This is a genomic window from Pseudomonas sp. G(2018) (assembly GCF_005502415.1).
In the GTDB taxonomy this organism is placed as follows: Bacteria; Pseudomonadota; Gammaproteobacteria; order Pseudomonadales; family Pseudomonadaceae; genus Aquipseudomonas.
Genome location: NZ_SCOO01000005.1, coordinates 227687 through 252167, shown reverse-complemented (window position 1 = coordinate 252167; position 24481 = coordinate 227687). Strand labels below are relative to the sequence as shown.

26 protein-coding genes are annotated in these 24481 nt (G+C 60.9%); 9 read left to right on the top strand and 17 right to left on the bottom strand.

Features of this window, described 5'->3' with window-relative positions; translation table 11 throughout:
- The first annotated feature begins 59 nt into the window (after positions 1 to 59).
- Entirely contained in the window at positions 60 to 1019 is a 960-nt protein-coding gene (locus FFS64_RS07635) for a diiron oxygenase (protein WP_137804850.1), read from the top strand.
- A gap of 13 nt (positions 1020 to 1032) precedes the next feature.
- Complete coding sequence (locus tag FFS64_RS07630) at positions 1033 to 1833, top strand: N-acyl homoserine lactonase family protein (protein ID WP_137804849.1); 801 nt, start codon at positions 1033 to 1035, stop codon at positions 1831 to 1833.
- Positions 1834 to 1947: 114 nt separating this feature from the next.
- Here the strand turns inward: FFS64_RS07630 and FFS64_RS07625 are convergent, their stop codons facing one another.
- The 4 genes from FFS64_RS07625 to FFS64_RS07610 all read right to left on the bottom strand — a co-directional run bounded on the left by FFS64_RS07625 (position 1948) and on the right by FFS64_RS07610 (position 6749).
- Positions 1948 to 3378, bottom strand: coding sequence for a PLP-dependent aminotransferase family protein (locus tag FFS64_RS07625; protein WP_137804848.1), 1431 nt, complete (start codon positions 3376 to 3378; stop codon positions 1948 to 1950).
- A gap of 260 nt (positions 3379 to 3638) precedes the next feature.
- Positions 3639 to 4343, bottom strand: coding sequence for a hypothetical protein (locus FFS64_RS07620; protein ID WP_137804847.1), 705 nt, complete (start codon positions 4341 to 4343; stop codon positions 3639 to 3641).
- Between the two features lie 169 nt (positions 4344 to 4512).
- Entirely contained in the window at positions 4513 to 6033 is a 1521-nt protein-coding gene (locus FFS64_RS07615; protein WP_137804846.1) for an ATP-binding protein, read from the bottom strand.
- On the bottom strand, positions 6030 to 6749 hold the full coding sequence (locus FFS64_RS07610; protein WP_095193811.1) for a response regulator transcription factor: 720 nt from the start codon (positions 6747 to 6749) through the stop codon (positions 6030 to 6032). The genes FFS64_RS07615 and FFS64_RS07610 overlap by 4 nt, the downstream gene beginning before the upstream one ends.
- 172 nt (positions 6750 to 6921) lie before the next feature.
- On the opposite strand from FFS64_RS07610, the gene msrB reads away from it, so the two are divergent.
- Positions 6922 to 7452, top strand: coding sequence for a peptide-methionine (R)-S-oxide reductase MsrB (msrB, locus tag FFS64_RS07605; protein WP_137804845.1), 531 nt, complete (start codon positions 6922 to 6924; stop codon positions 7450 to 7452).
- Positions 7453 to 7497: 45 nt separating this feature from the next.
- Entirely contained in the window at positions 7498 to 8211 is a 714-nt protein-coding gene (gene msrA / locus FFS64_RS07600) for a peptide-methionine (S)-S-oxide reductase MsrA (RefSeq protein WP_137804844.1), read from the top strand.
- A gap of 8 nt (positions 8212 to 8219) precedes the next feature.
- On the opposite strand, the gene FFS64_RS07595 is transcribed toward msrA, so the two are convergent.
- The gene (locus FFS64_RS07595) at positions 8220 to 9233 is read right to left on the bottom strand and encodes a sensor domain-containing diguanylate cyclase (RefSeq protein ID WP_137804843.1); all 1014 of its coding nucleotides are present in this window, start codon (positions 9231 to 9233) and stop codon (positions 8220 to 8222) included.
- 74 nt (positions 9234 to 9307) lie between these two features.
- On the bottom strand, positions 9308 to 10213 hold the full coding sequence (locus tag FFS64_RS07590; protein WP_137804842.1) for a LysR family transcriptional regulator: 906 nt from the start codon (positions 10211 to 10213) through the stop codon (positions 9308 to 9310).
- A 102-nt stretch (positions 10214 to 10315) separates the two neighbouring features.
- On the opposite strand from FFS64_RS07590, the gene FFS64_RS07585 reads away from it, so the two are divergent.
- Positions 10316 to 11488, top strand: a complete 1173-nt coding sequence (locus tag FFS64_RS07585; protein ID WP_137804841.1) for an aspartate aminotransferase family protein — start codon at positions 10316 to 10318, stop codon at positions 11486 to 11488.
- Here the strand turns inward: FFS64_RS07585 and FFS64_RS07580 are convergent.
- From FFS64_RS07580 to FFS64_RS07555, 6 genes are all read right to left on the bottom strand, one after another.
- Positions 11482 to 11736: a Txe/YoeB family addiction module toxin gene (locus tag FFS64_RS07580; RefSeq protein ID WP_137804840.1), complete on the bottom strand. Its 255-nt coding sequence runs from the start codon at positions 11734 to 11736 to the stop codon at positions 11482 to 11484. The genes FFS64_RS07585 and FFS64_RS07580 overlap by 7 nt on opposite strands.
- On the bottom strand, positions 11733 to 11987 hold the full coding sequence (locus FFS64_RS07575) for a type II toxin-antitoxin system prevent-host-death family antitoxin (protein ID WP_137804839.1): 255 nt from the start codon (positions 11985 to 11987) through the stop codon (positions 11733 to 11735). Before FFS64_RS07575 ends, FFS64_RS07580 begins: the two co-directional genes overlap by 4 nt.
- Positions 11988 to 12163: 176 nt before the next feature.
- Entirely contained in the window at positions 12164 to 12655 is a 492-nt protein-coding gene (locus FFS64_RS07570; protein WP_137804838.1) for an adenylate kinase, read from the bottom strand.
- A 56-nt stretch (positions 12656 to 12711) separates the two neighbouring features.
- Positions 12712 to 14631 (bottom strand): alkaline phosphatase D family protein, encoded by a 1920-nt coding sequence (locus FFS64_RS07565; protein ID WP_137804837.1) that lies wholly within the window; start codon positions 14629 to 14631, stop codon positions 12712 to 12714.
- Between the two features lie 71 nt (positions 14632 to 14702).
- Positions 14703 to 14960, bottom strand: coding sequence for a hypothetical protein (locus tag FFS64_RS07560; protein WP_137804836.1), 258 nt, complete (start codon positions 14958 to 14960; stop codon positions 14703 to 14705).
- Positions 14950 to 15741 (bottom strand): VacJ family lipoprotein, encoded by a 792-nt coding sequence (locus tag FFS64_RS07555; RefSeq protein WP_137804835.1) that lies wholly within the window; start codon positions 15739 to 15741, stop codon positions 14950 to 14952. Before FFS64_RS07555 ends, FFS64_RS07560 begins: the two co-directional genes overlap by 11 nt.
- 166 nt (positions 15742 to 15907) lie before the next feature.
- On the opposite strand from FFS64_RS07555, the gene FFS64_RS07550 reads away from it, so the two are divergent.
- Genes FFS64_RS07550 through FFS64_RS07540 form a run of 3 tightly spaced genes read left to right on the top strand, consistent with a single transcriptional unit; the run spans position 15908 to position 18483 of the window.
- Entirely contained in the window at positions 15908 to 16618 is a 711-nt protein-coding gene (locus FFS64_RS07550; protein ID WP_095193801.1) for a response regulator, read from the top strand.
- Positions 16615 to 17976: an ATP-binding protein gene (locus FFS64_RS07545; RefSeq protein ID WP_137804834.1), complete on the top strand. Its 1362-nt coding sequence runs from the start codon at positions 16615 to 16617 to the stop codon at positions 17974 to 17976. The genes FFS64_RS07550 and FFS64_RS07545 overlap by 4 nt, the downstream gene beginning before the upstream one ends.
- A 54-nt stretch (positions 17977 to 18030) precedes the next feature.
- Positions 18031 to 18483, top strand: coding sequence for a hypothetical protein (locus FFS64_RS07540; protein ID WP_137804833.1), 453 nt, complete (start codon positions 18031 to 18033; stop codon positions 18481 to 18483).
- Positions 18484 to 18486: 3 nt separating this feature from the next.
- On the opposite strand, the gene FFS64_RS31240 is transcribed toward FFS64_RS07540, so the two are convergent.
- Complete coding sequence (locus FFS64_RS31240; protein WP_171017064.1) at positions 18487 to 18663, bottom strand: hypothetical protein; 177 nt, start codon at positions 18661 to 18663, stop codon at positions 18487 to 18489.
- Positions 18664 to 18800: 137 nt separating this feature from the next.
- Here FFS64_RS31240 and FFS64_RS07535 point away from each other — a divergent pair, with 137 nt between their 5' ends.
- Positions 18801 to 19142 carry a potassium channel family protein gene (locus tag FFS64_RS07535; protein ID WP_137804832.1) on the top strand — a complete coding sequence of 114 codons (342 nt, stop codon included), beginning with the start codon at positions 18801 to 18803 and terminating at the stop codon, positions 19140 to 19142.
- 134 nt (positions 19143 to 19276) lie between these two features.
- Here FFS64_RS07535 and FFS64_RS07530 read toward each other — a convergent pair whose 3' ends face one another.
- From FFS64_RS07530 to FFS64_RS07515, 4 genes are read right to left on the bottom strand one after another with little or no spacing between them, the layout of a single operon-like run.
- A complete protein-coding gene (locus FFS64_RS07530) occupies positions 19277 to 19498 on the bottom strand; it encodes a formate dehydrogenase subunit delta (RefSeq protein WP_137804831.1) in 222 nt (73 codons plus the stop codon).
- Positions 19495 to 22371, bottom strand: coding sequence for a formate dehydrogenase subunit alpha (gene fdhF, locus FFS64_RS07525; protein ID WP_137804830.1), 2877 nt, complete (start codon positions 22369 to 22371; stop codon positions 19495 to 19497). The genes FFS64_RS07530 and fdhF overlap by 4 nt, the downstream gene beginning before the upstream one ends.
- Complete coding sequence (locus FFS64_RS07520) at positions 22368 to 23927, bottom strand: NADH-quinone oxidoreductase subunit NuoF (protein WP_137804829.1); 1560 nt, start codon at positions 23925 to 23927, stop codon at positions 22368 to 22370. The genes fdhF and FFS64_RS07520 overlap by 4 nt, the downstream gene beginning before the upstream one ends.
- Positions 23927 to 24403, bottom strand: a complete 477-nt coding sequence (locus FFS64_RS07515; protein ID WP_137804828.1) for a formate dehydrogenase subunit gamma — start codon at positions 24401 to 24403, stop codon at positions 23927 to 23929. Before FFS64_RS07515 ends, FFS64_RS07520 begins: the two co-directional genes overlap by 1 nt.
- Positions 24404 to 24481 lie beyond the last annotated feature (78 nt).

Sequence of the window (24481 nt, the reverse complement as noted above, 5' to 3'; positions counted from 1 at the left end):
TACGTCTCTATTCCCTCGGCGTACCCCTCAGCGGGTACGCATCCTACAGGTATCGCGTCATGCAAACAGCAATCGAGATCGCCAAGGTCGATCATCAACTGGTCGTGCGGCTCAATCAGGCCTGGACCCGGCGTGCCACGGTCTGCTCGCCGGACAAGATGTCGGCCGACGAAGTGTTCGACCCGGCGCGTCCGGACTACCCGGAGCGCATGGTGCCGTTCTTTCACCACCCCAAATTCCAGGCCTTGAGCGATGAACTCAAGAGCAGCGTGGTGACCTGGGGCTGGATCGGCTACAACCTGCGCACCGTGACCGCCGAAGAGCATGTGGTCAATCCGGCGCTCAGCGTCATCGCCAATCAATACCTGGGCAAGGATGACTGGCATTTCCGCGAGGCCATGCAGCAAACCTTGATCGACGAGCATTACCACACGCTCATGCACTTGCGGGCCATCGAACGGACCAAACTGGAGCGTGCGCTCGATCAGGATCTGGACTTGCCGCCGTCAGTCACCTATCTGCGATTGCTGGCCTTGCGGGAAACGCTGACCGAGCAATGGCAGAAAGACCTGGCGGCGATCACCTTCGCGGTGGTGGCCGAGATCAGCGTCAACGCTTATCTGGATCTGCTGGCGGACGACCAGAGTATCCAGCCGCAAAACCGTCGCGTCGCCGAGCTGCATAACCGTGACGAATATGCCCACAGCAAAGTGTTGGCTGAAGTGGCCAAGGTGATGTACGCCAACATGCAGCCGGCGCAGCGGGAATTTTTCGCACGCACCTTGTCGGTGGCACTGAGTGCCTTTGTCGCTCAGGACTACTCGATGTGGGAGGCAATCCTGACGCAGCTCGGGGTGGCGGACGCCGCACTGATCATTGCCGACACCCGCGAGAGCAACAAGAACGCGACGATCATGCGCGACTACAGCGGCCTGCATAAATTGGCGCAGGAGCTGGGTATCAGTGATCAGATCGACTTCGATTTTCGTCCGACCTTGAAAGCCACCGCTGCGGCGTGAATCGGAGGTGTCCATGTCTGTTCCCGTGTACGAAGTGTTCGCCATCCGTGTCGGCGCCAACGCCCAGCGCACCGCCCGGGAGAATTTTCTCTACGACGCCTGTTGCGGTGATCCAAATGCGCCGATGCCGCTGGACTATTACTTCTGGGTGATCCGTAACGAGCAGCAGGTGATTGTGGTCGACACCTGTTTTCAGCCGGCCACGGCGGATCGGCGCAACCGTCAGATGTATCGCCTGCCGGAGGAATCCCTACGGCAACTGGACATCGATCCGGCGCAGGTCGAGCAACTGATCCTCACCCATTTGCACTGGGATCATGCCGGCAACCTGGGACTGTTTCCGAAAGCCACGGTGCACCTGCAAGAAGCGGAGCTGCGCTTTTGCACCGGGCCGAAAATGGCCCATCGCACGGTGAACAAAACCTACGAAGTCCAGGACGTGATGTCGGCGCTGCCGCCGCTGTTCGAAGGGCGCATGCGTTTGCACAATGGCACGGCCGAAGTGCTGCCCGGCATCACTGTGCATGCGGTGGGCGGTCATACACCCGGCAGCCAGGTGGTGCGGGTCAATACTGCACGCGGCTGGATCGTGCTGGCGTCGGATGCCGCGCACCTGTGGGTCAACATCCGTGAGCGCAGTCCGTTTCCGATTCTTGATGACCTGGCGCAAACCCTGGAGGCCTTCAGCGAAATCGACCGCCTGGCCGACAGCGCAGACCACGTCATCCCCGGTCATGACCCCCTGATCGCCGAGCGTTTTCCGCATTGGAATGATGATCCGCATATCATCTGCCTGCACCAATCTCCAACCTGAAAATCACCCCTATCCTTGTGGGAGCGGGCTTGCCCGCGATGACGGCAGCACATCCAACATTTATGTGTCTGACATTCCGCCATCGTGGGCAAGCCCACTCCCACAGGGTAAGTATCAGTCCTGGTTTTTGAGGATTTGGCCAAGGGTCCGCAAGGCCTCATCAACCCGCGGCGAATACGGCGCCCCACACCCGATCCGCACAAAGTGACCAAAGCGCCTGGCATTGGAAAAGATATCCCCAGGGGAAATCAGGATGCCGACTTTCAGGGCCTCGTGAAACAACACCATGGACGAATACTCCCGAGGCAACTCCACCCATAGCAACGTCCCGCCCTGGGGATTGTTCACGCTCGTGCCCTCGGGAAAATAGCGCAGGATCGCCGCACTCATGTGCTGTCGCTGTTGCGCCAGGGTTTTCCTCAAGCGACGCAGGTAACGTTCATAGGACGGTGTTCCCATGAACGCACTGACCGCCAGTTGCGACAAGGCTTCGCAACCACGGGACTGGGTGTGCTTGAGCATTTCCACGCGGTCGTGCCATTTTCCGGCGCTGATCCAGCCCAGGCGCACGCCGGGTGCCAGGGTTTTGTTCAGCGAAGCGCAATAGATCAGGTTGTCGCTGCGATCCCAGTGCTTGAGCGTGGACAACGGTTGCTCGGTATCCACCAGGTCGCCGTAGGTGTCGTCTTCGATCAGCACGGTGTGGTGCTCGGCGCACAGTTGCACCAGCCGCGCCTTGTTGGCGTCGGGCATGATGCTGCCCAGCGGGTTGTGCAGGTTGGGAATGACGATCAGCGCCTTGATCCGTTCGGGGCCTTGCAGCAACTGTTCGAGCGCCAGCAGGTTGATTCCGTTGTGGGTCGTGGCCGGGACTTCCCGCACCTGCAAGTTGAGGCTTTCGAGAATTTGCAGCAAACCGTAGAAGGTCGGCGATTCCACGGCCACGGTATCCCCCGGACAGGTCACCGCGCGCAACGCCAGATTGATCGCTTCGGTCGCGCCGTTGGTGATCACGATGCGCTCGGCGGGGAGGTGGGTTTTGCTGGTCAGTGCCCGGCGGGCCAAAGTATTGCGCAACGCGATATGGCCGCAGGTCGAGCCCGTGGTGTCGAGCAGATGCGGGTCCTGGCGCAACGTCTTGAGCATGTTGTCCTGCAGCGTCTTGAGCGGATAAAGCTGCGGCGCGCAGTAGGCACTGGCCAGGTTGACCTTGATTGTCGCCCGCTGACTGGCCTTGAGCACCGATGACACTTGTTCGTGAATGCCCGCATAAGCCTCGGTATTCAGCGGCGGGGGCAGGGCGATGGGTATGGGTTTGCTCGGCGTGTCGGGTTGGCGAATGTAGTTGCCGGAGCGAGGCCGCGCTTCCAGCACGCCACAGTCTTCCAGTTCTCGACAGACTTGCACGGCAGTCGAAAGGCTGACGGCGTGTTTCTCCATCATCAACCGGATCGAAGGAAAGCGCTCGCCGGTTTTCAGGGTGCCGCTTCGGATGGCGTCCAGGTAATGGTTGGCCAACTGACGGTATAAAGGCGTCGTGTTCATGATGACCTCAGCAGTCGCACCACTGAGGTCTCTGGCTGGAAAGTGAGGTTGACGCTCCACGACCTTCATCAGAGCAGGCGGACCCGTGGTGCTGAAGGGTTAAGGGAAGGGTGTTTCTGGCGTCGATACTGGAAGAGTAATCGCGGATTTGCCCGAATCACGGGCAATAAAAACCCCGCACTGGGGCGGGGTTCGATGTTGGGTGTTCAGGCGAGTCTTGAGTCGAGTGAGAAACCTGTGGTGAACCTCACCTGATCGGATTACTGCGCAGCGATGCTGTAGCCGTCGAACGCGGTCTGCTGTTGCAGCGCGGTGATGATGTTCTTGCGGTTGGCGGCTTGTTCGGCACCGGTGTTGTCCAGGAAGGTCTCGCTTTCCAGCTCGGCTTCTTCGCCTTCACCGACGAAAGTGAAACCGAGGAACTCCAGGGCTTCGCGGTCAACGTTCAAACGCGAACGCGGCGTGCGCAGCGGCAGGGTGACGCTGATGCCGTCCTTGCTGATGGTGAACACTTCGGCTTCTTTCTTGGCCCGCGCAGCCTTGCTCTTGCCACCGCTCGGATTGCTGATCGCCTGGTGCGTCTGGTTCAGCACCTTCAACGCCAGACCGTAGACGATTTCCTGAAACGCCGGGTCGTCCTTGAAACTGGAGAGAATGCGGCTGATCGGGAACTTGCTGCTCAGGTCTTCCAGAGCGGCAATGTCAGCGGCTTCGGCATCCTTGAGTTGCTTGAGCTGGCCCATCAATTCATAGGCTTTGTCGTCGTCGAAGCTATCGTGTGCCTGGCGGATCGCGACGCGCAGCTCGCGGATCTGGTCGCTTTCGCGGCTGGACTGGAAAGCATCCAGGACCATCTCGCTGATGGTTTTTGCCTGGGGCACGTGTTGTGAAAGATTGATGGAGTTTTCGTATTCCGCTTTGGACGACAAGGTGATTACGGATTCAGCGGTGTTGGAATCGGACATTGAAATTTCACTACTTTTTTAAGCTTGAATAGAGGCGAGAAAGCACAAGGGCTTTTTCAGGCCGACTAATCTATTGGACCTGCGCGGCGTTGTCACGAAGGAACAGGCAAGCGGGCAAATGGATGTTGAAGTTGCCGGCTCCGGGCGGCGATCCGACGAAGGCGGTCTGTCAGGCTTGCCCGGGAGTGTTGAGGTTCATCGAACGCATGGCCAATGCCGATGCAGTCGCTTCATCCACCGCCAGTGAGAAACGAAAGGTCGCTCCGCGTCCGGGTAGATCGATCAACTGGATCTCACGACCATGCAATTGCAGGATGCGATGCACAATTCTTAGCCCCAGCCCGCCATCACGCCGTGCACCGCCAATGTTGAACGGTCGCAGGAACAACCCTTCGCGCAGTTCGGGAGCAATGCCCGGGCCGGTGTCGCTGACGGTCACTTCGATAAACGATCCTTGGGGCCGCAGGCTGAGTTCGACTTCTCCACCTGGCGGGGTATGACGCAGGGCGTTGTCGAACAGGTTGGTCAGCACCCGCTCGATCAGCCCCAGATCGGCACAGGCCGCCGACGCATTGGGAGCAAAGGTCGCTTTGAGCTCGACCTGTCGCGCCTCGGCGGTGAGCTCGAACTTCTGGAAGATGTCCTGGGCCAGATCGGTCAGGGAAAAGCGCTCCAGCACCGGTTGCACGAAACCGTGCTCCAGGCGCACCAGTTCCAGCAACGACTGCGCCAGTCCGCCGACCTTGCGGCTCTGATCCAACGCGATGCCCAGATAACGGCGACGGTCGGCAGGGGACAGCGTGGCGTCCTTGAGCGACAGGGTTTCCAGATAGCCATGCAGCGAGGCCAGCGGCGTACGCAGGTCATGGGAAATGTTCGCCACCAGCTCGCGGCGTTCCTGATCCTGGCGGGTCAGCGAGCGCCACTGTTCACCGAGGCGCGCCTGCATCTGCCGGAAGGTGGCGTCGAGGATGGCGATTTCATCGTGGCTGGTGGCGCTTTCCACCGGTACGGTTGTCGGCGGCACGACCGGGACGCCGTCGATGTCGAACTGGCTGACGGTGTCGGTCAGGCGGCGTAACGGCCGGGTGATCAGGGCAAACGCCGTGAGACCGGCAATCAGGCACAACAGCGCCACCAGACCGATGGACAGCAGGGCGGTGTTGAGTGCGGCGCTGGTGGCACCGCGTTCGGCGATGCGGTCATGGTCTTCACCCAGAAGGACCACATACAGATACCCGGCCGGTTTGCCATCAACTTTCAGCGGCGCAGCGCTGAACACCTTGCGTGCATCGCCGCTGCGTGGGTCGTCGCCGAGAATCGGCAGGGCGTCGCCCCTGAGCAGGCGCTGGATCGGCGCCAGGTCGATCTGTTGCCGACGTATCCGACCCTCGGGCGCGGCGCTGCCGACGATCTTGCCCTCGGTGTCCAGCAGGTAGACCTCGACACTGGGGTTGACCAACATCAGCTTGTTGAACAGATCACGCACGGCATCGGGCATCAGGCCCTGGGTGTCCATCAGCACCGTATCGCGGGCGATGTGCTGCGCCAGATCCCGTGACAACCCTTGCACCACTTCCTGTTCGTGCATCTGGTTGGAGCGCACTTGCATCCAGGCCGAAGTGCCGCAGCACACCAGCAGCAGCACGGCGAACACCAGCGACAGGCGTTGTGTGAGGGTCAGCCTCATGGTTGCGGCTCCTGGCTTGAGGCGAATTTGTAGCCGCGGCCCCAGACCGTAAGGATGCGCACCGGTTGTGCCGGATCGGCCTCGATTTTCGCGCGCAGGCGATTGATGTGCGTATTGACGGTGTGTTCATAGCCTTCGTGGCTGTATCCCCAGACGGCATTGAGCAGGTCCATGCGCGAGAACACTTTGCCGGGCTGGCGCGCGAAGAAGTACAGCAGGTCGAATTCCCGTGGCGTGAGGTCCAGGCGCCGACCGTCGAGTGACACTTCGCGGGTGATCGGGTCGATGGCCAGGCCATCGATGTTCAGGCTGCCGGCGTCCATCTTCAGGTTGCGCGCCATGGCATCGACCCGGCGCAACAATGCTTTGACCCGGGCCACCAGTTCGAGCATGGAAAACGGCTTGGCCAGGTAGTCGTCGGCACCGAGTTCGAGGCCGAGGATCCGGTGCACTTCGCTGGAGCGGGCGCTGGTGATGATGATCGGGGTGTAGCGGGCCATGGCGCGGGCGCGCCGGCAGATTTCCAGGCCGTCGACGCCCGGCAGCATCAGATCGAGAATCAGTGCATCCCAGCTTCCTTGCTGCAGCAGACGCATGCCTTCATTGCCATCGGCGCAGTGCACCACCTCGAACTGCTCGTCACGCAGATGCAGGCAGATAAGGTCGGCAATATGCAGGTCGTCCTCGACCACGAGGACGCGTTTGTTCTGTTCCATCCACTCATCCTTCGATTGATACCCTGTGGGAGCCGGCTCGCTCCCACCGGCATTGTGCGTTTTTTTCGGGCGCCGAGTTATCACGAATTGTTTAACTTCCCGTGAGGATTTGGCGATCAACCCAAGCCTAGGCTGTGTTCCATGTAGGCCCCTGGATTTTTTGGAGACGGCTATGTTTTCAAGACGGTTTTCACGACGACAATTTCTGTTAGCGAGCGGCGGGCTGGGGGTTGCAGCCCTGGCGATCGGTGTATTGCCAAAATTTGCCGCGAACCCTGCGCTGATCAGCGAGGCCGACGCGGCCGAGGTGTTCGAAGTGACTCACAGCGACAGTGAATGGCGCGCCATCCTCAGCGACGAACAGTACGAAATACTCCGCGAAGAGGGCACCGAGCGGGCCTACAGCAGCCCGCTGAACAACGAACACCGTGATGGCACATTCGTCTGTGCAGGCTGTGGCCTGCCGTTGTTTTCATCGGCGACCAAATTCGACAGCCATACCGGTTGGCCGAGTTTCTGGGCGCCGCTGGACAACGCCGTGGCCACCCGTCAGGACCGATCCTTCGGCATGGTGCGCGAAGAAGTGCACTGTCGGCGCTGTGGCGGTCATCTGGGGCATGTCTTCGACGACGGACCGAAGCCGACCGGGTTGCGTTACTGCATGAACGGCCTGGCGATGAAATTCGAGCCCAGGGCGGCCTGATTGCCACCCGGCTGATACCCCTTCAATTATTCCGGAGTCCGCCCCATGAAAACCCTGTTCACCTGGCGTCGTACGCTGTTGGGATTGCTCGCTGCCGGCGCCATCGGCCAATGCTCGGCGTTCTCTCTCGGCGGTGCTGAGGAAGCGGTCATTATCCCGCCGCCGACCCTCGATGAAGTCACTCAGGCCGATAGCGAAACCGCAGTCTTTGCCGGCGGTTGCTTCTGGGGCGTTCAAGGCGTGTTCCAGCATGTCAAAGGCGTTAAGAATGCCGTATCCGGTTACGCCGGCGGTGCAGCCGGCACCGCTCGATACGAGCGTGTCAGCAATGGTGATACCGGTCATGCGGAGTCCGTGGAAGTCACGTTCGACCCGAGTCAGGTCAGCTACGGCACTTTGCTGCAAATCTACTTTTCGGTGGCGCATAACCCGACCGAACTCAACCGTCAGGGACCGGACACCGGTACCCAGTATCGCTCGGCCATTTTCCCCAAAAGCAGTGAGCAGCAACGGGTCGCACAGGCCTACATTGCCCAGCTAGACGCTGCCCGTTCGTTCAATAAACCCATTGTGACCAAACTGGAAACCTACAACGGTTTCTACCCGGCAGAGGAAGAGCATCAGGACTTTCTGACCGAACACCCGACCTATCCCTACATCGTGATCAACGATCTGCCGAAGGTGGCGCAGCTCAAGCAGCTGTACCCCGATCGCTATCAGGAGAAACCGGTGTTGGTGAAGGCGGGCAGGCAGCAGTAAGAGAGAGGTTATCCGGAGATCACATTCTTGCCGGCGATCTTCGACCGATACAGGGCCTGATCGGCGCGGGCCATCAGGCCGGTCTGCTGCTCTTCATCGAAGCGCTGGACCACGCCGAAGCTCATGGTCACCTGGAAGTCCCCCACGGGCATCATGTCCGACAAGCCATGACGGATGGTCTCGGCCAAGGTTCTGGCGTCGGCCAGCGGGGTGTTGGCCAGGACCATGATGAATTCGTCGCCGCCCCAACGGGCCAGCAGATCACCTTCGCGCACGAAGCGTTTGACGTTTTCGACCACATGCACCAACGCCGCATCACCCAGCGCATGGCCGTAGTGATCGTTGATGTTCTTGAAGTCGTCGATGTCCATGGCGATCAGCGACAGGGGTTCGCGAAAACGCTGGGCGCGCTCACAGGCCTGGGGCAGCAATTGTTCCAGGCGATAGCGATTGGCGATGGAAGTCAGCGTGTCGGTTTGCGCCAGTTTGCGGTTTTCTTCGAGCTGAAGTTGCAGCTGCTGATTGACCCGCGACAGCTCCCGGGTGCGCTCTTCGATCATCGCTTCCAAAGAGTGATTGCGCCGCTCCAGCTCTTCGACCAGGCGCCGCTTGTCTTCGATGCTTCGATGGGCGCCGACCATGCGCGCCACCGAACCGTCGGCATTGCGGGCCAGCACGTGGCCACGGTCTTCGATCCAGATGTAGCCACCATCCTGTGTCCGGCAGCGATACTCGGCTTGATAAAACGGGCTGCGCTCGCTCAGGTGGTCATCGAACTGCGCCATGACCCGAGGATAATCTTCGGGGTGGATGACGTTCTCCCAGGTCAACACCGTGTTGTCCAGGGAATGAGGCGAATAGCCGAGCATTTCGTACCAGCTGGCATTGCGGTAAACGAAGCCAGTGTTGGCGTTCCAATCCCAGATGCCGTCGCTGACCAATTCGAGGATGGCGTGCAGCATTCCGTCGTTCATGTCTGACACATTGAACTTCACTGGTTCGATGTTCGATGCCTCGCCCATCGCTGCTCTCCTTGCTGCCTGATATCAAAATGACCTGCCCGTCGCGGAGATTAGATCATGGCGCATTCGCCCGGCTAGTGCTTGCCCCACATCCCCATGGCGAAGTCGACGAAACGACGCAGTTTCGGCAGACGGTAGCGATCCTGAGCGTAGACCAGGTGCATCGGTCGGCTCGGCAATTGATAGCGCTGCAAAAGGGGCACCAGCGTGCCGTCCTCGAAATCCCGTTCCACCAGCGCATCGGGCACCATCACAATGCCCATCCCGGTTCGCGCCGCCTGATGCAGGCCTGCCGAGCTGTTGATCACCATCGGACCGCTGACCGCCACCACGATTTCGCTGTCCGGACCATTGAGGCGCCATTGTCGTGCCACCGATTGCCAGTCATCGCCGGCCGGATAGGCGAACGCCAGGCAATCGTGGTGTTGCAGGTCTTCAGGTTTTTCCGGCGTACCGCGACGCGCCAGATAGTCCTTCGAAGCGCACATGGTCAGGGTGTAGTCGATCAGCGGGCGGGCGATCAGGTTGGAAGGTTCGAGTGCACCCAGGCGGAAGGCCACGTCGAAACCATGATCCAGCAGATCCGGGCGACGATTGGTCAGCACCACGTCCAGCTTCACCCGTGGATTGTGCAGGCTGAACTCACTCAAGGCCGGTGCCAGGCGCTCGGTGCCGAAGGTCAATGGCGCGGTGATGCGCAGGGTGCCGCTCGGTTCGTCGAGGGTTTGCTCCGCCAGGCGTTCGGAGTCCGCCACCAGCCCCAGCACTTCAAGACAACGTTGGTAATACGCACTGCCGAACTCCGTCAGGCGCTGGCGCCGCGTCGTACGGTTGAGCAGGCGCACACCCAGACGCTGCTCCAGCGCCTTGAGGTGATTGCCGACCATGGTCGTGGACATTTCGCACTGCTGTGCGGCGGCGGTCATGCTGCCGGCTTCCACCACCCTCACGTAAACGGTCATTGCCTGGAACAAATCCATTATCAAGCTCGGCTTTTAAATGATCGAAGTTTTACGCAGTTTATCCAGCTCAGGTGGCTAACCATACTGCAAAAACACCGACAATTGATGGAGCCTGATGTCATGACCGCCGCCTGCCTGATGAGTACTTACCAGCCCTTGGCCTTGAGTTTCGATAAAGGCCTGGGCACGCGCCTGTGGGACCGGGCGGGTCGTGAATACCTGGATGCGGTGGCCGGGGTGGCGGTGACCAACGTTGGCCACTCTCATCCAAAAATCGTCGCGGCCATCAGCGAGCAGGCCGGGTTGCTGCTGCACACCTCGAATCTCTACAGCATCGACTGGCAGCAGCGGCTGGCGCACAGGCTCACGGGACTGGCCGGCATGGACCGGGCGTTTTTCAACAACTCCGGTGCAGAAGCCAACGAAACGGCGCTGAAAATCGCGCGGCTGCACGGCTGGCACAAAGGCATCGAACAACCGCTGGTGGTGGTCATGGAGAATGCCTTTCACGGGCGGACCTTGGGCACCTTGTCCGCCAGCGATGGCCCGGCCGTGCGCCTGGGTTTCAACCAATTGCCGGGGGATTTCATCAAGGTGCCGTTCGGCGACCTCAAGGCACTGGACAAGGTCCAGCAAGCCCACGGTCCGCGCATCGTGGCGATTCTGATGGAGCCGATCCAGGGCGAAAGCGGCGTGCAACTGGCGCCACCCGGCTATCTCAAGGCCGTGCGCGAGTTGTGCACGCGGCGCGGCTGGTTGCTGATGCTCGATGAAATCCAGACCGGCATCGGCCGTACCGGCCAGTGGTTCGCCTGCCAGCACGAAGGCATCGTTCCCGACGTCATGACCCTGGCCAAAGGCCTGGGCAACGGCATCCCGATCGGCGCCTGCCTGGCCCGTGGCAAAGCCGCCGAACGCTTCACCCCCGGCAGCCATGGCAGCACGTTCGGCGGCAATCCGCTGGCATGTCGCGTCGCTTGCACCGTGCTGGACATCATCGAAGAACAGGGATTGCGGGAGAACGCCCGGCTACAAGGCGAACGGCTGCTCGGTAGATTACGCATGGAACTGGCCGACCACCCGAACGTCCTGGCGATCCGCGGCCAAGGCCTGATGATCGGCATCGAACTCAAACAACCGATCCGCGACCTGACCCTGATCGCCGCCCGGGATCACGGCTTGCTGATCAACGTGACCCGGGGCCAGACCATCCGCTTGCTGCCGCCGCTGACGATTGATGAGCGGGAGGTGGAGATGATTGTGAGAGGGGTGAGTCGGGTGATTTCTCAGTAATGATATCTACACATCAAGATACGTATTTCATCGTTCTCGATTGTGTAGACCAAACGATGTTCAGCAGTAATCCGGCGCGACCAGAAACCGCTCAGGTTGTGTTTGAGCGGTTCTGGTTTTCCCAATCCATTGAACGGTTCACGCTGGATTTCTTTGACCAGCAGGTTGATTCGCTTGAGGCCTGCCTTATCGTTCTGCTGAAACCAAAGATAGTCGTCCCATCCTTCAGGAGTGAACTCGATGATCATTCTTCGATGAGCTTTCTAGCGTTGGCCTTCCCGGCCCGTAAGTTTGCGATTGATTTGATCAGGCGTTCGGCGTTGGCTGGGGAACGCATCAAATATGCGGTCTCCTCCAAGGCGTTGTATTCCGCCAGTGACATCATCACCACGGGTTCGCCTTTCTGCCGAGTGATCAGTAATGGTGCCCGATCTTCATTTACTCGATCCATGGTTTCCGCCAGGTGTGCACGGGCGTTGGTGTAGTTGATGGTTTCCATTTGGATGTCCTCGCTCGATGCAGAGAACGTACAGAAATGAGTACATGGTAGCAAGGCGATACCTACGAGTGGTTGTGGCGCAGACGATGCATCCGCGTCTTTAGCGAGTATCACCGATGCTTCTTCAGGACGTTTCCGAGATCGTTGCAATCCCGATCTGATACCAACGTCTTCTATTAATTTTCGCTGGCAAAAGCAGCGATTTCAGTCAGGTTCATCAACTGACATTTCGAACCGCCAAACTCGTCGAACAACCGCTGATGCGCAGCAAACCCACTGGCCCCGTCACGCGCACGATAACTGCCGGACCAATTCAGCAAGGCAATCAACAACTCGTCGTCCTCGCCCCGTTCTGCCTCGCGCTGGCGAATATTGGCGACGCACTCCTCATCTTCAACACTTAACCAGATCAACGCCGTCGCCCGGGGCAGGAGTTCGCTGATGATCCAGTCGTAAACGCCTTCGATCACCCAGCGCTCTTCACTGGCCGCGATGCGCGCCATGCCCAACGCTTCGCCTCGGGGGCGGGCGATGCTGTGTTCGTCGGATAGCCAGTGGATTGAATCGAGATCAACACAAGGTACTTTCAGATGTGCGGCTAACCGCTCGGCCAGCCAACTCTTGCCGGAACCGGAATTGCCGATGATCAGGGTTCGGGTGAGGTCCATGAGCGACACCGATCAAAATGTGGGAGCGGGCATGACCATGAATATCGGTCAGGCCTTCAGTCCTCATGCTCCGGCGCCACCATCCGTGTCTTCGGCGCCCCATTGGCGTTGTGCTGAAAGATATCCCGCGGTTGTCCTTTTTCATTAAAGAACACCTGCCCGATCCCTGCCGAGTTCCACAGCCGCTCACCTGCTTCAGCATGCTCAGGAATGTACGGCACGATGCGCATGCGTCGGCGTTTGGTCAGCCAGTTGAGTGGCGAGCGGGGTGAATAGAGCCAGCGGTTGAGGCGGTCGAACCATTCCAGCAGGCTCGGCGGGAATTCGTTCTTGATCCCGCTGCTGGTGATCTGCCAGATGCGCGGGCCGGCCTTGCGGTGTCGGATCAGCACTTCGTAGACGAAGGAATAATGCACATCGCCGGACAGCACCACGTAGTTACCTGGCGTGCGCGAGTGTCGGAAAATGTTAAGGATCACCTGCGCCGCGCCGCGATGGGCCATCCAGTTTTCCGCATCCACCAGCAGCGGATAACCGCACCAGCTGAATACCCGTTGCACGGTTTCGATCAGTTTCACGCCAAAGACCGGCGCCGGTGACACGATGATCGCCGACGGGTGATCCAGCAATTCCTGCTGCAATTCGCTCAGGGCTTCCCAGTCCAGCAAGCCCGACGGTTGCTTGAGGTTCATCTCGCTGCGCCAGCGCCGGGTGCGGGTATCGAGTACGACCATGGCCGGGGTGGTCGGCAGCACGTAATGCCAGCGCTGAAACCTCAGCAGCTCATCGATCAACGCGTCCTGGACCTCGCTGTCGAGGTATTGGTCGTGCCCTGTAGCGGTCAATGAGCGGGCCTTGTCCAGCACACCCTTGAAGGCGTCCGGGTTGTTGCCCCAACCCTGGCACAACATGTAAGCCAGCAGCGCGTTACCGATGATGCGTTTGGAGAACGGATGGCCGTAGGCCGTTTCCTCCCATTGCGCGGAAAGATTCCAGTCATCGGTAATATCGTGATCGTCGAAAATCATCAGGGTCGGCAAGTGCGCCAGCGCCCGGGCGACGTTGCCCAGCCCGGCCTTGAAGCCCTCGATGCGCGTCTGTTCCAACGCATAACGCTCGCGCCTTTGCGGTGTCAGCACTGGCGGTTGTGGTGCAATCAAGGTCCAGGGCACCGGCGACCAGACCAAGAGGTACATGGCCATGACTTCGGCGAAGGTCACCAGATGGTTGTCGGCGCTGCTGCTGGTGAAAATCGGCTTACGCGCGCCACCGAAAAAACGCTCGCGCAGGGTCTCGTTGCTCTCCAGCGCTGGTAACAAATCCGCGCGGTGATAGTAACTGGCAGGGTGCTCGTAGAGTTTGGCGCTGTCGCTGACCACGGCGCCTTCAAGGTGCTCGCCGTATAAACCCAGCCGCTCGATCAAGGCATGAATCGCCCGCAGCGTCGGCCCGGCAACATCGTCGGCATAGACTTGGTCGCCGCTCATCATCAGCAACGCTGGGCGATCACAGGCGTCATGTTCTTGGGCCAACAGCGTATCGACACAGAGCAAACCATCGGTCGCGGGATGATGAGGCTTGCGGCAGGAGCCATGCAGCAATTGATCTATGCGTGAGCGCAGGACGAAGTTTGGCGAACTGGCATCGCCGTACACCAGATGCGGCGCCCAGTCAGCGATGCCGGTTCCGCCGTCGATCAGCAGGTCGTACTCGATCAACTCATCGCAGGGCAGGGCGGTGTCCAGCACCACATCGATCAGGTGCACAAATGCATGAGTGCCCACCGCAATGACCGTGCTTTGCCCGGCATCGAGGCGAATGTCGCCCACGCCCTGCAAACGCAGCGTTAACTCCAGCGCCCGGGAACCCACCAGCCACAGCACCAGGCGCGTGGGTTCCAGACGCCGCAGCAGTGGGCCGGCCAGGACCGGGGGCAGGGATTGATGAGTGTCGGGCAAGGGCGAAGAACTGGACATCAGGGTTTCAAGATTCAAAATGCGCAAGCGCGGGATAATAACGCAGCTGGCTCTGATTGCCTGTTATCGATTCAACTCAGCGACGAGTTCCCCAGGCTCACGACCTTTTCCTCGCCATTGGCCACCAACCAGCGCAACAATTCACTCACCGACACCGTGTGACTGCGCTCAATCCCCCTCACCACCGCCGGGCCGTAGTGCTCGGTGTAGCGGGTGAGCACCAGATGGCGACAGTCTGCTGACAGCCGCAGGGTGATTTCCCGGCAGTGCAGGTTGGCCGCGTCGTCCCGACTGACCCGTTGTTGCAAAATCAAGCCATCAGAAACCATCGGCCGGTGCTCCTTTGCATTGAGGATTGGAAATCTGCGCCGAGCCTTGTTTGCCATCGGCCACGAAAGCCGCGCGGCGCTCGGCGACTACGTTGCGCAACGCGCTGTAATAGTCCGGCAGCTTTTGCAGGCTGTCGGTCAGCGGCAAGGCTTCCGCGCGGCCATCGACAACGTCGCCGACCGTGTTGATTGTGGACAGCGTGTCCACGGTGTCGCTGTTGTCGCCGAACGGATCGACCATGAAACTCAACACACGTCCGGTGGCGTCGCGGCTGTTGGAGGTGCCGAGCAACGGCAGTTCGACGATCGGGCCGTTGCCGATGCCCCACACGCCGAAGGTCTGTCCGAAGTCGGCGTTGTGTCGTGGAATGCCCGCCATGCCAGAGACATCGACCAAACCCGCCACACCGAGGGTGGTGTTGAACAAGAAACGCCCCAAGGTGTTGGCCGAACGCCCCGGATTGCCCTGCAACAGGTCATTGATAAAGACTTTGGGCTCGCCGAAGTTAGCGACGAAGTTATGCACACCGGTCTGGAAAAAATCCGGCGTGTAGCGATAGCCTCGAGCGACCGGTGCCAGGGCATAGTCATCGACCACCCGGTTAAACGCGAAGACGCCGCGATTGAACGGTTCCGCCGGGTCGTCCACCGAATAGCTGATTTCGGCGCAGGTCACGGTGGTGGCGGACGGCGGCTGGCTGCCGCAACCCGCCAATCCGGCAGCCAGCATGGCAATCGAGGTACGACGGGTCAGCCAGGGAGCACACTTCAAAGGCAACATGGACGCAAGTCTCGGGAGGAATTCGCCGTGATGCTGAGGCCCGAGCCTTGCGCAAAGATGTCTGGTTTATTGCAGCGTTGTCGTTTTATTGCAGGATTGAAATATATGACGGACGGCCGCGAATGGTTTTAGATAACGGTTCCATTCGCCCCGTAAGTGACCTTCGGTGAACAGCCTGTTAATCGTCGATGACGACCTTGAAGTCCTCGATCTCCTGAAAAAATTCTTCGTGCAGCACGGCTACAGCGTCGAGGTCGCCACCGACGGCGCGTCGCTGTGGGCGGCCATCGAGCGCCAGCCGCCGGACCTGATCATTCTCGACGTAATGCTGCCCGGCGACAGCGGCCTGATCCTCTGTCAGCAACTGCGGATACGCCATACCATTCCGGTGATCATGCTCACGGCCATGGGCGAACTCAGCGACCGGGTGGTCGGCCTCGAATTGGGTGCCGACGATTACCTGACCAAACCCTTCGACGCCCGCGAACTGCTGGCCAGGGTCCGCGCTGTGCTGCGCCGGGTGGACGAACGCCGGCCGCTGGCGCAGGAACGGCCAAGGCCGCTGATCGACTTCGCCGACTGGCACCTGGATGTCACCCGTCGTGAGCTGCGCTCGCCGGACAACGTGATGATTCCGCTGTCGGCCGGCGAATTCGACCTGCTGCTGGTCTTCGTCGAACACCCGCAGCGCATTCTCACCCGCGAACAATTGCTGGACCTGGCGCGCGGGCATTGCCATGACGCCTTCGATCGCAGCATTGACGTTCAGGTCAGCCGCCTGCGACGCAAACTCGAATCCGACACCAAGCGCCCGGCGATGATCCGTACCGTGCGCAATGGCGGCTATCTGTTCACCCCCAGTGTGACCCGGCGATGAGTTGGCTGGCGCGGGTTCGCCGCGATACGGTGGGGCGCTGGATCGCGCTGACGATCATCCTGGCCATGCTCATTTCACTGGCGCTCAACGGCCTGTTTATCCAGCTGGCCGGTGTCTGGGCACGCCCGCCACTGACCGAAATCGGCCTGCTGGAAAAAGCCGCCGCCATCACCCGCGTCATCGAGGCCGCCCCGACGACTTTGCGCAACCCACTGGCGCAAGCCGCCGGTGAGAATGGATTCATCGTCACCTGGCACCCTGACCGGCACGATCTCGACCTGCCAACGGTGGACGATGCGAAATCGGACATCGGCTCGACCATCCTGCAACCCATGCTCAAAAGCCCGAACCGGCGCATCGAAGCCTATGAACCGGCGGACTGGACCGAACACAAGTCCGACGCTCATTACGCGCTTTTGATCGAGCTGGCCGACGGCTCATGGGTGATGTTCTCCGCGCCCTCGCGCAGTTGGGGGCTCGACGAGGCGCCGCGCTACCTGATCGTCATCCTGCTGGTGCTGATCTCCACCGGCCTGGTCGCCCTGATCGCCACCCGTCGCCTCGCCACGCCGTTACAACGCTTCGCCGAAGGCGCTCGCCGCTTCGGCATGGACTTCCGAGCGCCACCTATCGAACCGCTCGGCCCCCAGGAAATTCGCCAGGCGATCCTCGCCTTCAACGCCATGCAGGCCCAACTGCAACACTTCATCCGCGACCGCACGCAAATGCTCGCCGCCATCTCCCACGACCTGCGCGCGCCCCTGACCAGGATGCGCTTGCGCGGTGAATTCATCGAAGACAGCGAGCAACAGCAGCGGCTGTTTCGTGACGTGGATGAGATGCAGGCGATGATCAACGCTGCGCTGGAGTTCTTCCGCGACGACGCCCGGTTGGAACCGGCGACCCAGTTTGACCTGGCGCAATTGCTGCAAACCCTGCTGGATGATTATCGGGATCAGGGTGTCGAGATTGCCTATCGTGGGCCGCAGCGGCTGGTGTATTTCGGGCGGCCGCTGGGGCTCAAGCGGGTGATGACCAACTTGCTGGAGAACGCGATCAAGTATGGAACTGAGCCGGCGGTTGAACTGAATGCCGATGCCGAGCAGGTGCGGATCAAGATACTGGATCGCGGGCCGGGGATTCCTGAGTCCAGCCTTGAGCAAGCGTTCACACCGTTTTTCCGCCTGGAAGGCTCGCGCAACAAAAGCACGGGGGGCGTTGGCCTGGGGTTGTCGGCGGCGCGGGCGATTGTGCTGGAGCATGGCGGAGAGTTGAAGCTGCGCAACCGGTCGAAGGGTGGGTTGGAGGCGTTGGTGGTATTGCCGGTGCATCCGGGTACAGGATTCGGACTACAGTGATTGATCCATGCACCTTGCGGGCGCTCGGGAAGGCGCTGACCAGAGGAGAGGAAAATGAACCGAACCATCCTGCCGGCACTGGCTATTTTCATCGCGGCGCAACCCTCGGCCTACGCCATCAACGATAAGTACCGCCAACAACTTGAGCAATCCGGTTGCACCCAGGTCAGCGAGACCCAGGGCTGCGATATCCACAAGAGCAAGGCCGAAAACGCCAAGGCCGGGTTCACCAACCCGGCCGCCGAAAGCACAAATACCCAGACGCCGTATGCCGGGCAGTGGGTCGCCAAAAGCGACGCCGGCGCGACCGTCGCCACGATTCGTATCGATGCCAAGGAACAGGTCTGGGTCAACGGCAAGCGGGTCAACGCCCAGCGCACCGACGGCACGCTGCAATTTCGCCAGGGCAAGCTCACCTTCACGATTCAGGGCGATCGGCGGCTGCAGAATGAGGACTATTGGACCGACAGCGCTGCCGGGACCAAGGGGCCGATACAGATCGAGTAGCCGTTACATCCTGGGACGCGGCATCGTCGAGGGCATGCGTTGTTGGTCGGGGATAATCCTGCCACTGCCTCCGGTGTCGGGTGGGCTTGCCTGGTCGTCCTGCCGAGTGTCATGGCACGACGACCCGCTGATGGCCATGAACACGAAGAAGAGCAGCGGCGTGATCGGGGGCTTGAACATGGGCGTCTCCAGAACCGGACCCTTGCAGCTTAATCGCTGTTCTGCACGCGCACCGAGCCGTTGGTCCGCCTTCATATTCCAGAGTTTGTGCCAAGCTGATGGGACGCCATTTCGCCGGTCGTTCAGGAAGCCATGACATGAAGCACGCCCCTACGTCGCACATCCGTCGAGAGTTCTACAAATCCGTCGGCTTCTACCTTCGACTGGCCTGGCCGATCTTTTCCGCGATGCTGATAGTCATCGTTATGGTTGGCTTGATCATCAGTTATCTGGAGGGCTGGGATGCGTTTGACGGCATCTATTTTGGCTTCGTGACGGGCTTGACCATCGGTTATGGCGAACTCGTGCCGAAGCTGCCGCTGTCGCGGGTATTGGCGATATTGCTCGGGTTCAATGGTGTGCTGCTGACGGCGATCTTTGCGGCCATCAGCGTGCGGGCGATCGAGACGGCGGTGCGGGTGACGGGGGGAGATAAGTAACCTATCCCTGTAGGAGCGAGCATGCTCGCGATGCAAGTCCATACAACGCGGGCATCCAGACAGCCCGCGTTATCGTTGACGTCCATCGCGAGCATGCTCGCTCCTACAGGGGATGGGTTTCACTTAATTAAGTTTCAGGCTTCCCACCCCGCCCCACTGACCGCCTCTTGCGCCAACGGATGCATATCCGCCCCGTGGTGCTCGGTCTGCCAGGCCAGCAATTCCTTGCGCATGCCCGGCGTCCAGTACATTTGCAAATGGTTACGCACACCCAGTACAGCCTGTTGCTGGTCCGGCTCGCTGGCGAAGTACTGGGCGATCTGGTTGGCCATTTTGATCAGGTTCTCAGTACTCATCGGCGCACCTCCGCTTTGGCACCTTGACGGCGTTCCTTGAGTAGGCGGTGCTGTTCGTCGGTGAATTCCTGGAAGCGTTTTTGCCACTCGGAAGGGTGGTAGACGCGGCTGACTTCCACGGCGGTGACCTTGTACTCCGGACAGTTGGTGGCCCAGTCGGAGTTGTCCGTGGTGATCACGTTGGCCCCCGATTCCGGGAAGTGGAAGGTGGTGTACACCACGCCCGGGGCGACCCGTTCCGTGACTTTCGCACGCAGTACGGTCTGCCCGGCACGGCTGCCGATGCCGACCCAGTCACCTTCATTGATGCCACGGCTTTCGGCGTCGGTCGGGTGGATTTCCAGGCGGTCCTCGTCGTGCCAGGCGACGTTCTCGGTGCGTCGGGTCTGGGCGCCGACGTTGTACTGGCTGAGGATGCGCCCGGTGGTCAGCAGCAGTGGATAGCGGCTGTTGACCTTCTCCTCGGTGGGCACATAGCCGGTGAGCATGAAGCGCCCCTTGCCGCGCACGAACTGCTCGATGTGCATGGTCGGCGTGCCATCCGGTGCCGCAGCGTTGCACGGCCATTGCAGGCTGCCGTGGCGCTCCAGTTCGGCGTAGCTGACGTTGGTGAAGGTCGGCGTCAGGCTGGCGATTTCATCCATGATTTCCGATGGGTGCTTGTAGTTCATCGGATAGCCCAAGGCGTTGGCCAGGGCCACGGTGCCTTCCCAGTCGGCCTTGCCGCCGAGCGGGTCCATGACTTTGCGTACCCGGGAAATACGGCGCTCGGCGTTGGTGAAAGTGCCGTCCTTTTCCAGGAACGAAGCGCCCGGCAGGAACACGTGGGCGAACTTGGCGGTTTCGTTGAGGAAAATGTCCTGCACCACCACGCATTCCATGGCCGACAGCGCCGCAGTGACGTGCTGGGTATTCGGGTCGCTTTGGGCGATGTCTTCGCCCTGGCAATACAGGCCTTTGAAGCTGCCCGCCAGCGCCGACTCGAACATGTTGGGAATACGCAGGCCCGGATCGGGTTGCAGGGTGACGTTCCACGCCTGTTCGAACTGCGTACGCACCGTTTCGTTGGAGATGTGCCGGTAGCCGGGCAACTCGTGGGGGAAGGAGCCCATGTCGCAGGAGCCCTGAACGTTGTTCTGCCCACGCAACGGGTTCACGCCCACGCCTTCGCGGCCGATGTTGCCGGTGGCCATGGCCAGGTTGGCGATGCCCATGACGGCGGTGCTGCCCTGGCTGTGCTCGGTGACGCCCAGGCCGTAGTAAATCGCGGCGTTGCCGCCGGTGGCATACAAACGAGCGGCGGCACGAATGTCGGCAGGTTCGACGCCGCAGACAGGGCCAAGGGCTTCCGGCGAATTCTCCGCACGGCTGACAAACTCGCTCCAGCGGGCGAAATCGTTGCCCTCGCAACGGGCGTCGATAAAGGGCTGGTCTTGCAGGTTTTCGGTGATGATCGTGTGGGCCAAGGCGTTGAGCATGGCGACGTTGGTGCCGGGGCGCAGGGCCAGGTGATATTCGGCGCGGGCATGCACCGAATCCACCAGATCGATACGGCGTGGATCGATGACGATCAGCCGTGCACCTTCACGCAGGCGACGCTTGAGTTGCGAGGCGAACACCGGGTGCGCATCGCTGGGGTTGGCGCCCATCACCAGGATCACATCAGCCTGCATCACCGAGTCGAAGCTCTGGGTGCCGGCGGACTCGCCCAAGGTTTGTTTCAGGCCATAACCGGTCGGCGAATGGCAGACCCGCGCACAGGTGTCGACGTTGTTATTGCCGAAGGCGGCGCGCACCAGTTTCTGCACCAGGTAGGTTTCTTCGTTGGTGCAACGGCTGGAGGTGATACCACCGATGGAATCGCGGCCGTATTTCTGTTGCAAGCGACGGAATTCGCTGGCGGCGTACGTCACCGCTTCGTCCCAGCTGACTTCTTGCCACGGGTCGCTGATGTTTTTGCGGATCATCGGTTTGGTGATGCGATCCGGGTGGGTGGCGTAGCCCCAGGCAAAGCGCCCCTTGACGCAGGAGTGGCCATGGTTGGCCTGGCCGTTCTTGTCCGGAACCATGCGCACCAGTTGGTCACCTTTCATCTCGGCGCGGAACGAGCAGCCCACGCCGCAATAGGCACAGGTGGTGATTACGCTGCGTTCCGGCTGGCCCAGTTCGACCACGCTTTTTTCCATCAGCGTCGCGGTAGGGCAGGCCTGCACACAGGCGCCGCAGGACACGCATTCGGAGTCGAGGAAGTTGTCACCGCCGGCAGCGGCCACGCGGGATTCAAAACCGCGCCCGGTGATGGTCAGGGCGAAAGTACCCTGGGTTTCTTCACAGGCACGCACGCAGCGGTTGCAGACGATGCACTTGCTCGGGTCGTAGTCGAAATAAGGGTTGGAGGTGTCTTTCACGTCCTCCAGATGGTTCTCGCCTTCATAGCCGTAACGCACCTCGCGCAGGCCAACCTGACCGGCGACGGTTTGCAGCTCGCAGTTGCCGTTGGCCGAGCAGGTCAGGCAGTCCAGCGGGTGATCGGAGATGTACAACTCCATGACGTTGCGCCGCAGGGTCGCGAGCTTCGGCGTCTGGGTGTGTACGGTCATGCCTTCGGTGACCGGCGTTGTGCAGGACGCGGGGTAGCCGCGCATGCCGTCGATCTCCACCAGGCACATGCGGCAGGAGCCGAAGGCTTCCAGGCTGTCGGTGGCACAGAGTTTCGGAATGGTGGTGCCCAGCAGCGCGGCGGCGCGCATCACTGAGGTGCCTTCGGGCACGGAGATGCTGCGGCCGTCGATGTTCAGGGTGATCTGCACATCGCTTTCGCGGGCCGGCGTGCCTAAATCGATATCGGTTTTCGGGTCGAAGAGAGTAATCATTGCTCGGCCTCCGAGGCTTGCAGACCGAAGTCGGCGGGGAAGTACTTGAGGGCGCTGGCAACCGGATAGGAAGTCATGCCGCCCAGCGCGCACAGCGAACCGTATTGCAGCGTGTCGCACAGGTCCTTGAGGATAATCACCTGCTCATCACGACCGGCCTGATCCGGTGCGGCCAGCAAGCGGTCGATCACCTCCACGCCACGGGTCGAGCCGATGCGGCACGGCGTGCATTTACCGCAGGATTCCTCAGCGCAGAACTGCATGGCAAAACGGGCCATGTGGGCCATGTCCAATGTGTCATCAGCCACCACCACACCGCCGTGACCGAGCATCGCGCCGATGGCGGCGAAGGCCTCGTAATCCAGCGGCGTATCGAATTGCGACGGCGGCACCCAGGCGCCCAGCGGACCGCCAACTTGAGCGGCCTTCAGCGGCCGGCCACTGGCAGTACCGCCACCGTAGTCTTCCACCAGCTCGCGCAAGGTCAGGCCAAAGGCCCGTTCCACCAAGCCGCCGTGTCGAATATTGCCGGCCAGTTGGAAAGGCATGGTGCCCAGGGAACGGCCCATGCCGTAATCGCGATAGAACTGCGCGCCCTTGGCCAGAATCAGCGGCACCGAAGCCAGGGTCAGCACGTTGTGTACCAACGTCGGTTGACCGAACAGGCCCTGCAACGCAGGAATCGGTGGCTTGGCACGGACGATCCCGCGCTTGCCTTCCAGCGAATCCAGCAGCGCGGTTTCTTCACCGCAGATATACGCGCCGGCACCGACCCGCACCTCCATATCGAAGGCCTGACCGCTGCCGCCGACATCGGCGCCCAGATAACCAGCGTCACGGGCGATGTTCAGTGCCTGACGCAGAGTGGCCACGGCATCCGGATATTCCGAGCGCACATAGATGTAGCCGAAGGTGGCGCCGGTGCAGAGGCCGGCAATCGCCATGCCTTCGATCAGCAGAAAGGGGTCCCCTTCCATCAACATACGGTCGGCAAAGGTGCCGGAATCGCCTTCGTCGGCGTTGCACACGATGTATTTCTGCGCCGCCTGAGTGCCGCGCACCGTGCGCCATTTGATCCCGGCGGGGAAGGCCGCGCCGCCACGGCCACGCAGGCCTGAATCGAATACTTCAGTCGCGGTCTGCTCGCCGCCCACCGCGATGGCCCTTTTCAAACCCTCGAAACCGCCGTGGGCCTGATAATCCTCCAGCGACAATGGCCGGGTAATGCCGGCGCGGGCGAACAGCAGGCGTTGCTGAGACTTGAGATAAGGCAACTCTTCCACCCGGCCCAGGGCCAGTGGATGAGCGGACGGCTCACCTTGCAGCGCCTCGAGCACGGACGGCACATCGGCAGCGGTCAGCGGACCGAAGCCAATCCGGCCTTGCGCAGTGTCCACTTCCAGCAGCGGTTCCAGCCAATACAACCCCCGCGAACTGGTGCGCTGCAGCTCCAGCGGCAGATTGCGTTCCCTGGCCTGAGTGATCAGCGCCGTGGACACCTCATCGGCACCCACGGCACGGGCCAGCGAATCACAGGGCAGATAAAGAGTCGGCATCACGCGTCCTCCCGGCAAGCATCAAGCAGGGCATCCAAACGCTCGGCACTGAGCCGCGCATGCACCCGACCATCCAGCTCCAGCGCCGGCGAGCAGGCGCAGGCACCCAGGCAATACACCGGGCGCAAACTGATGCTGCCATCGGCGCTGCTGCCGTGGTCATCCAGTTGCAGACGATCGCGCAACTGCGCGGCCAACTGCTCGGCACCACGGCTCTGGCACGACTCGGCGCGGCACAAACGCAGAATATGGCGAGCCGGCGGCGAGGTACGGAAGTCATGGTAAAAAGTGATCACCCCGCGAACCTCGGCCTGACTCAGGTTCAGGGCATGGGCAATCTCGGGGACGGCCGCATCGGGGATGTAGCCAATGCGTTCCTGAATATCATGAAGAATGGGCAACAGCGCACCCGGAGTGCCCTTGTGGCGCTCCAGCAGGGTGTTGACCACAGACAGGTGCAAACTCTCATCAGGCATTCAGCAATCCTCACGGTCACGGACAAACCAGAAGGTTGTCGGTCGTCCGAAAGTGTCGGCTGCGGCATTCACACCACG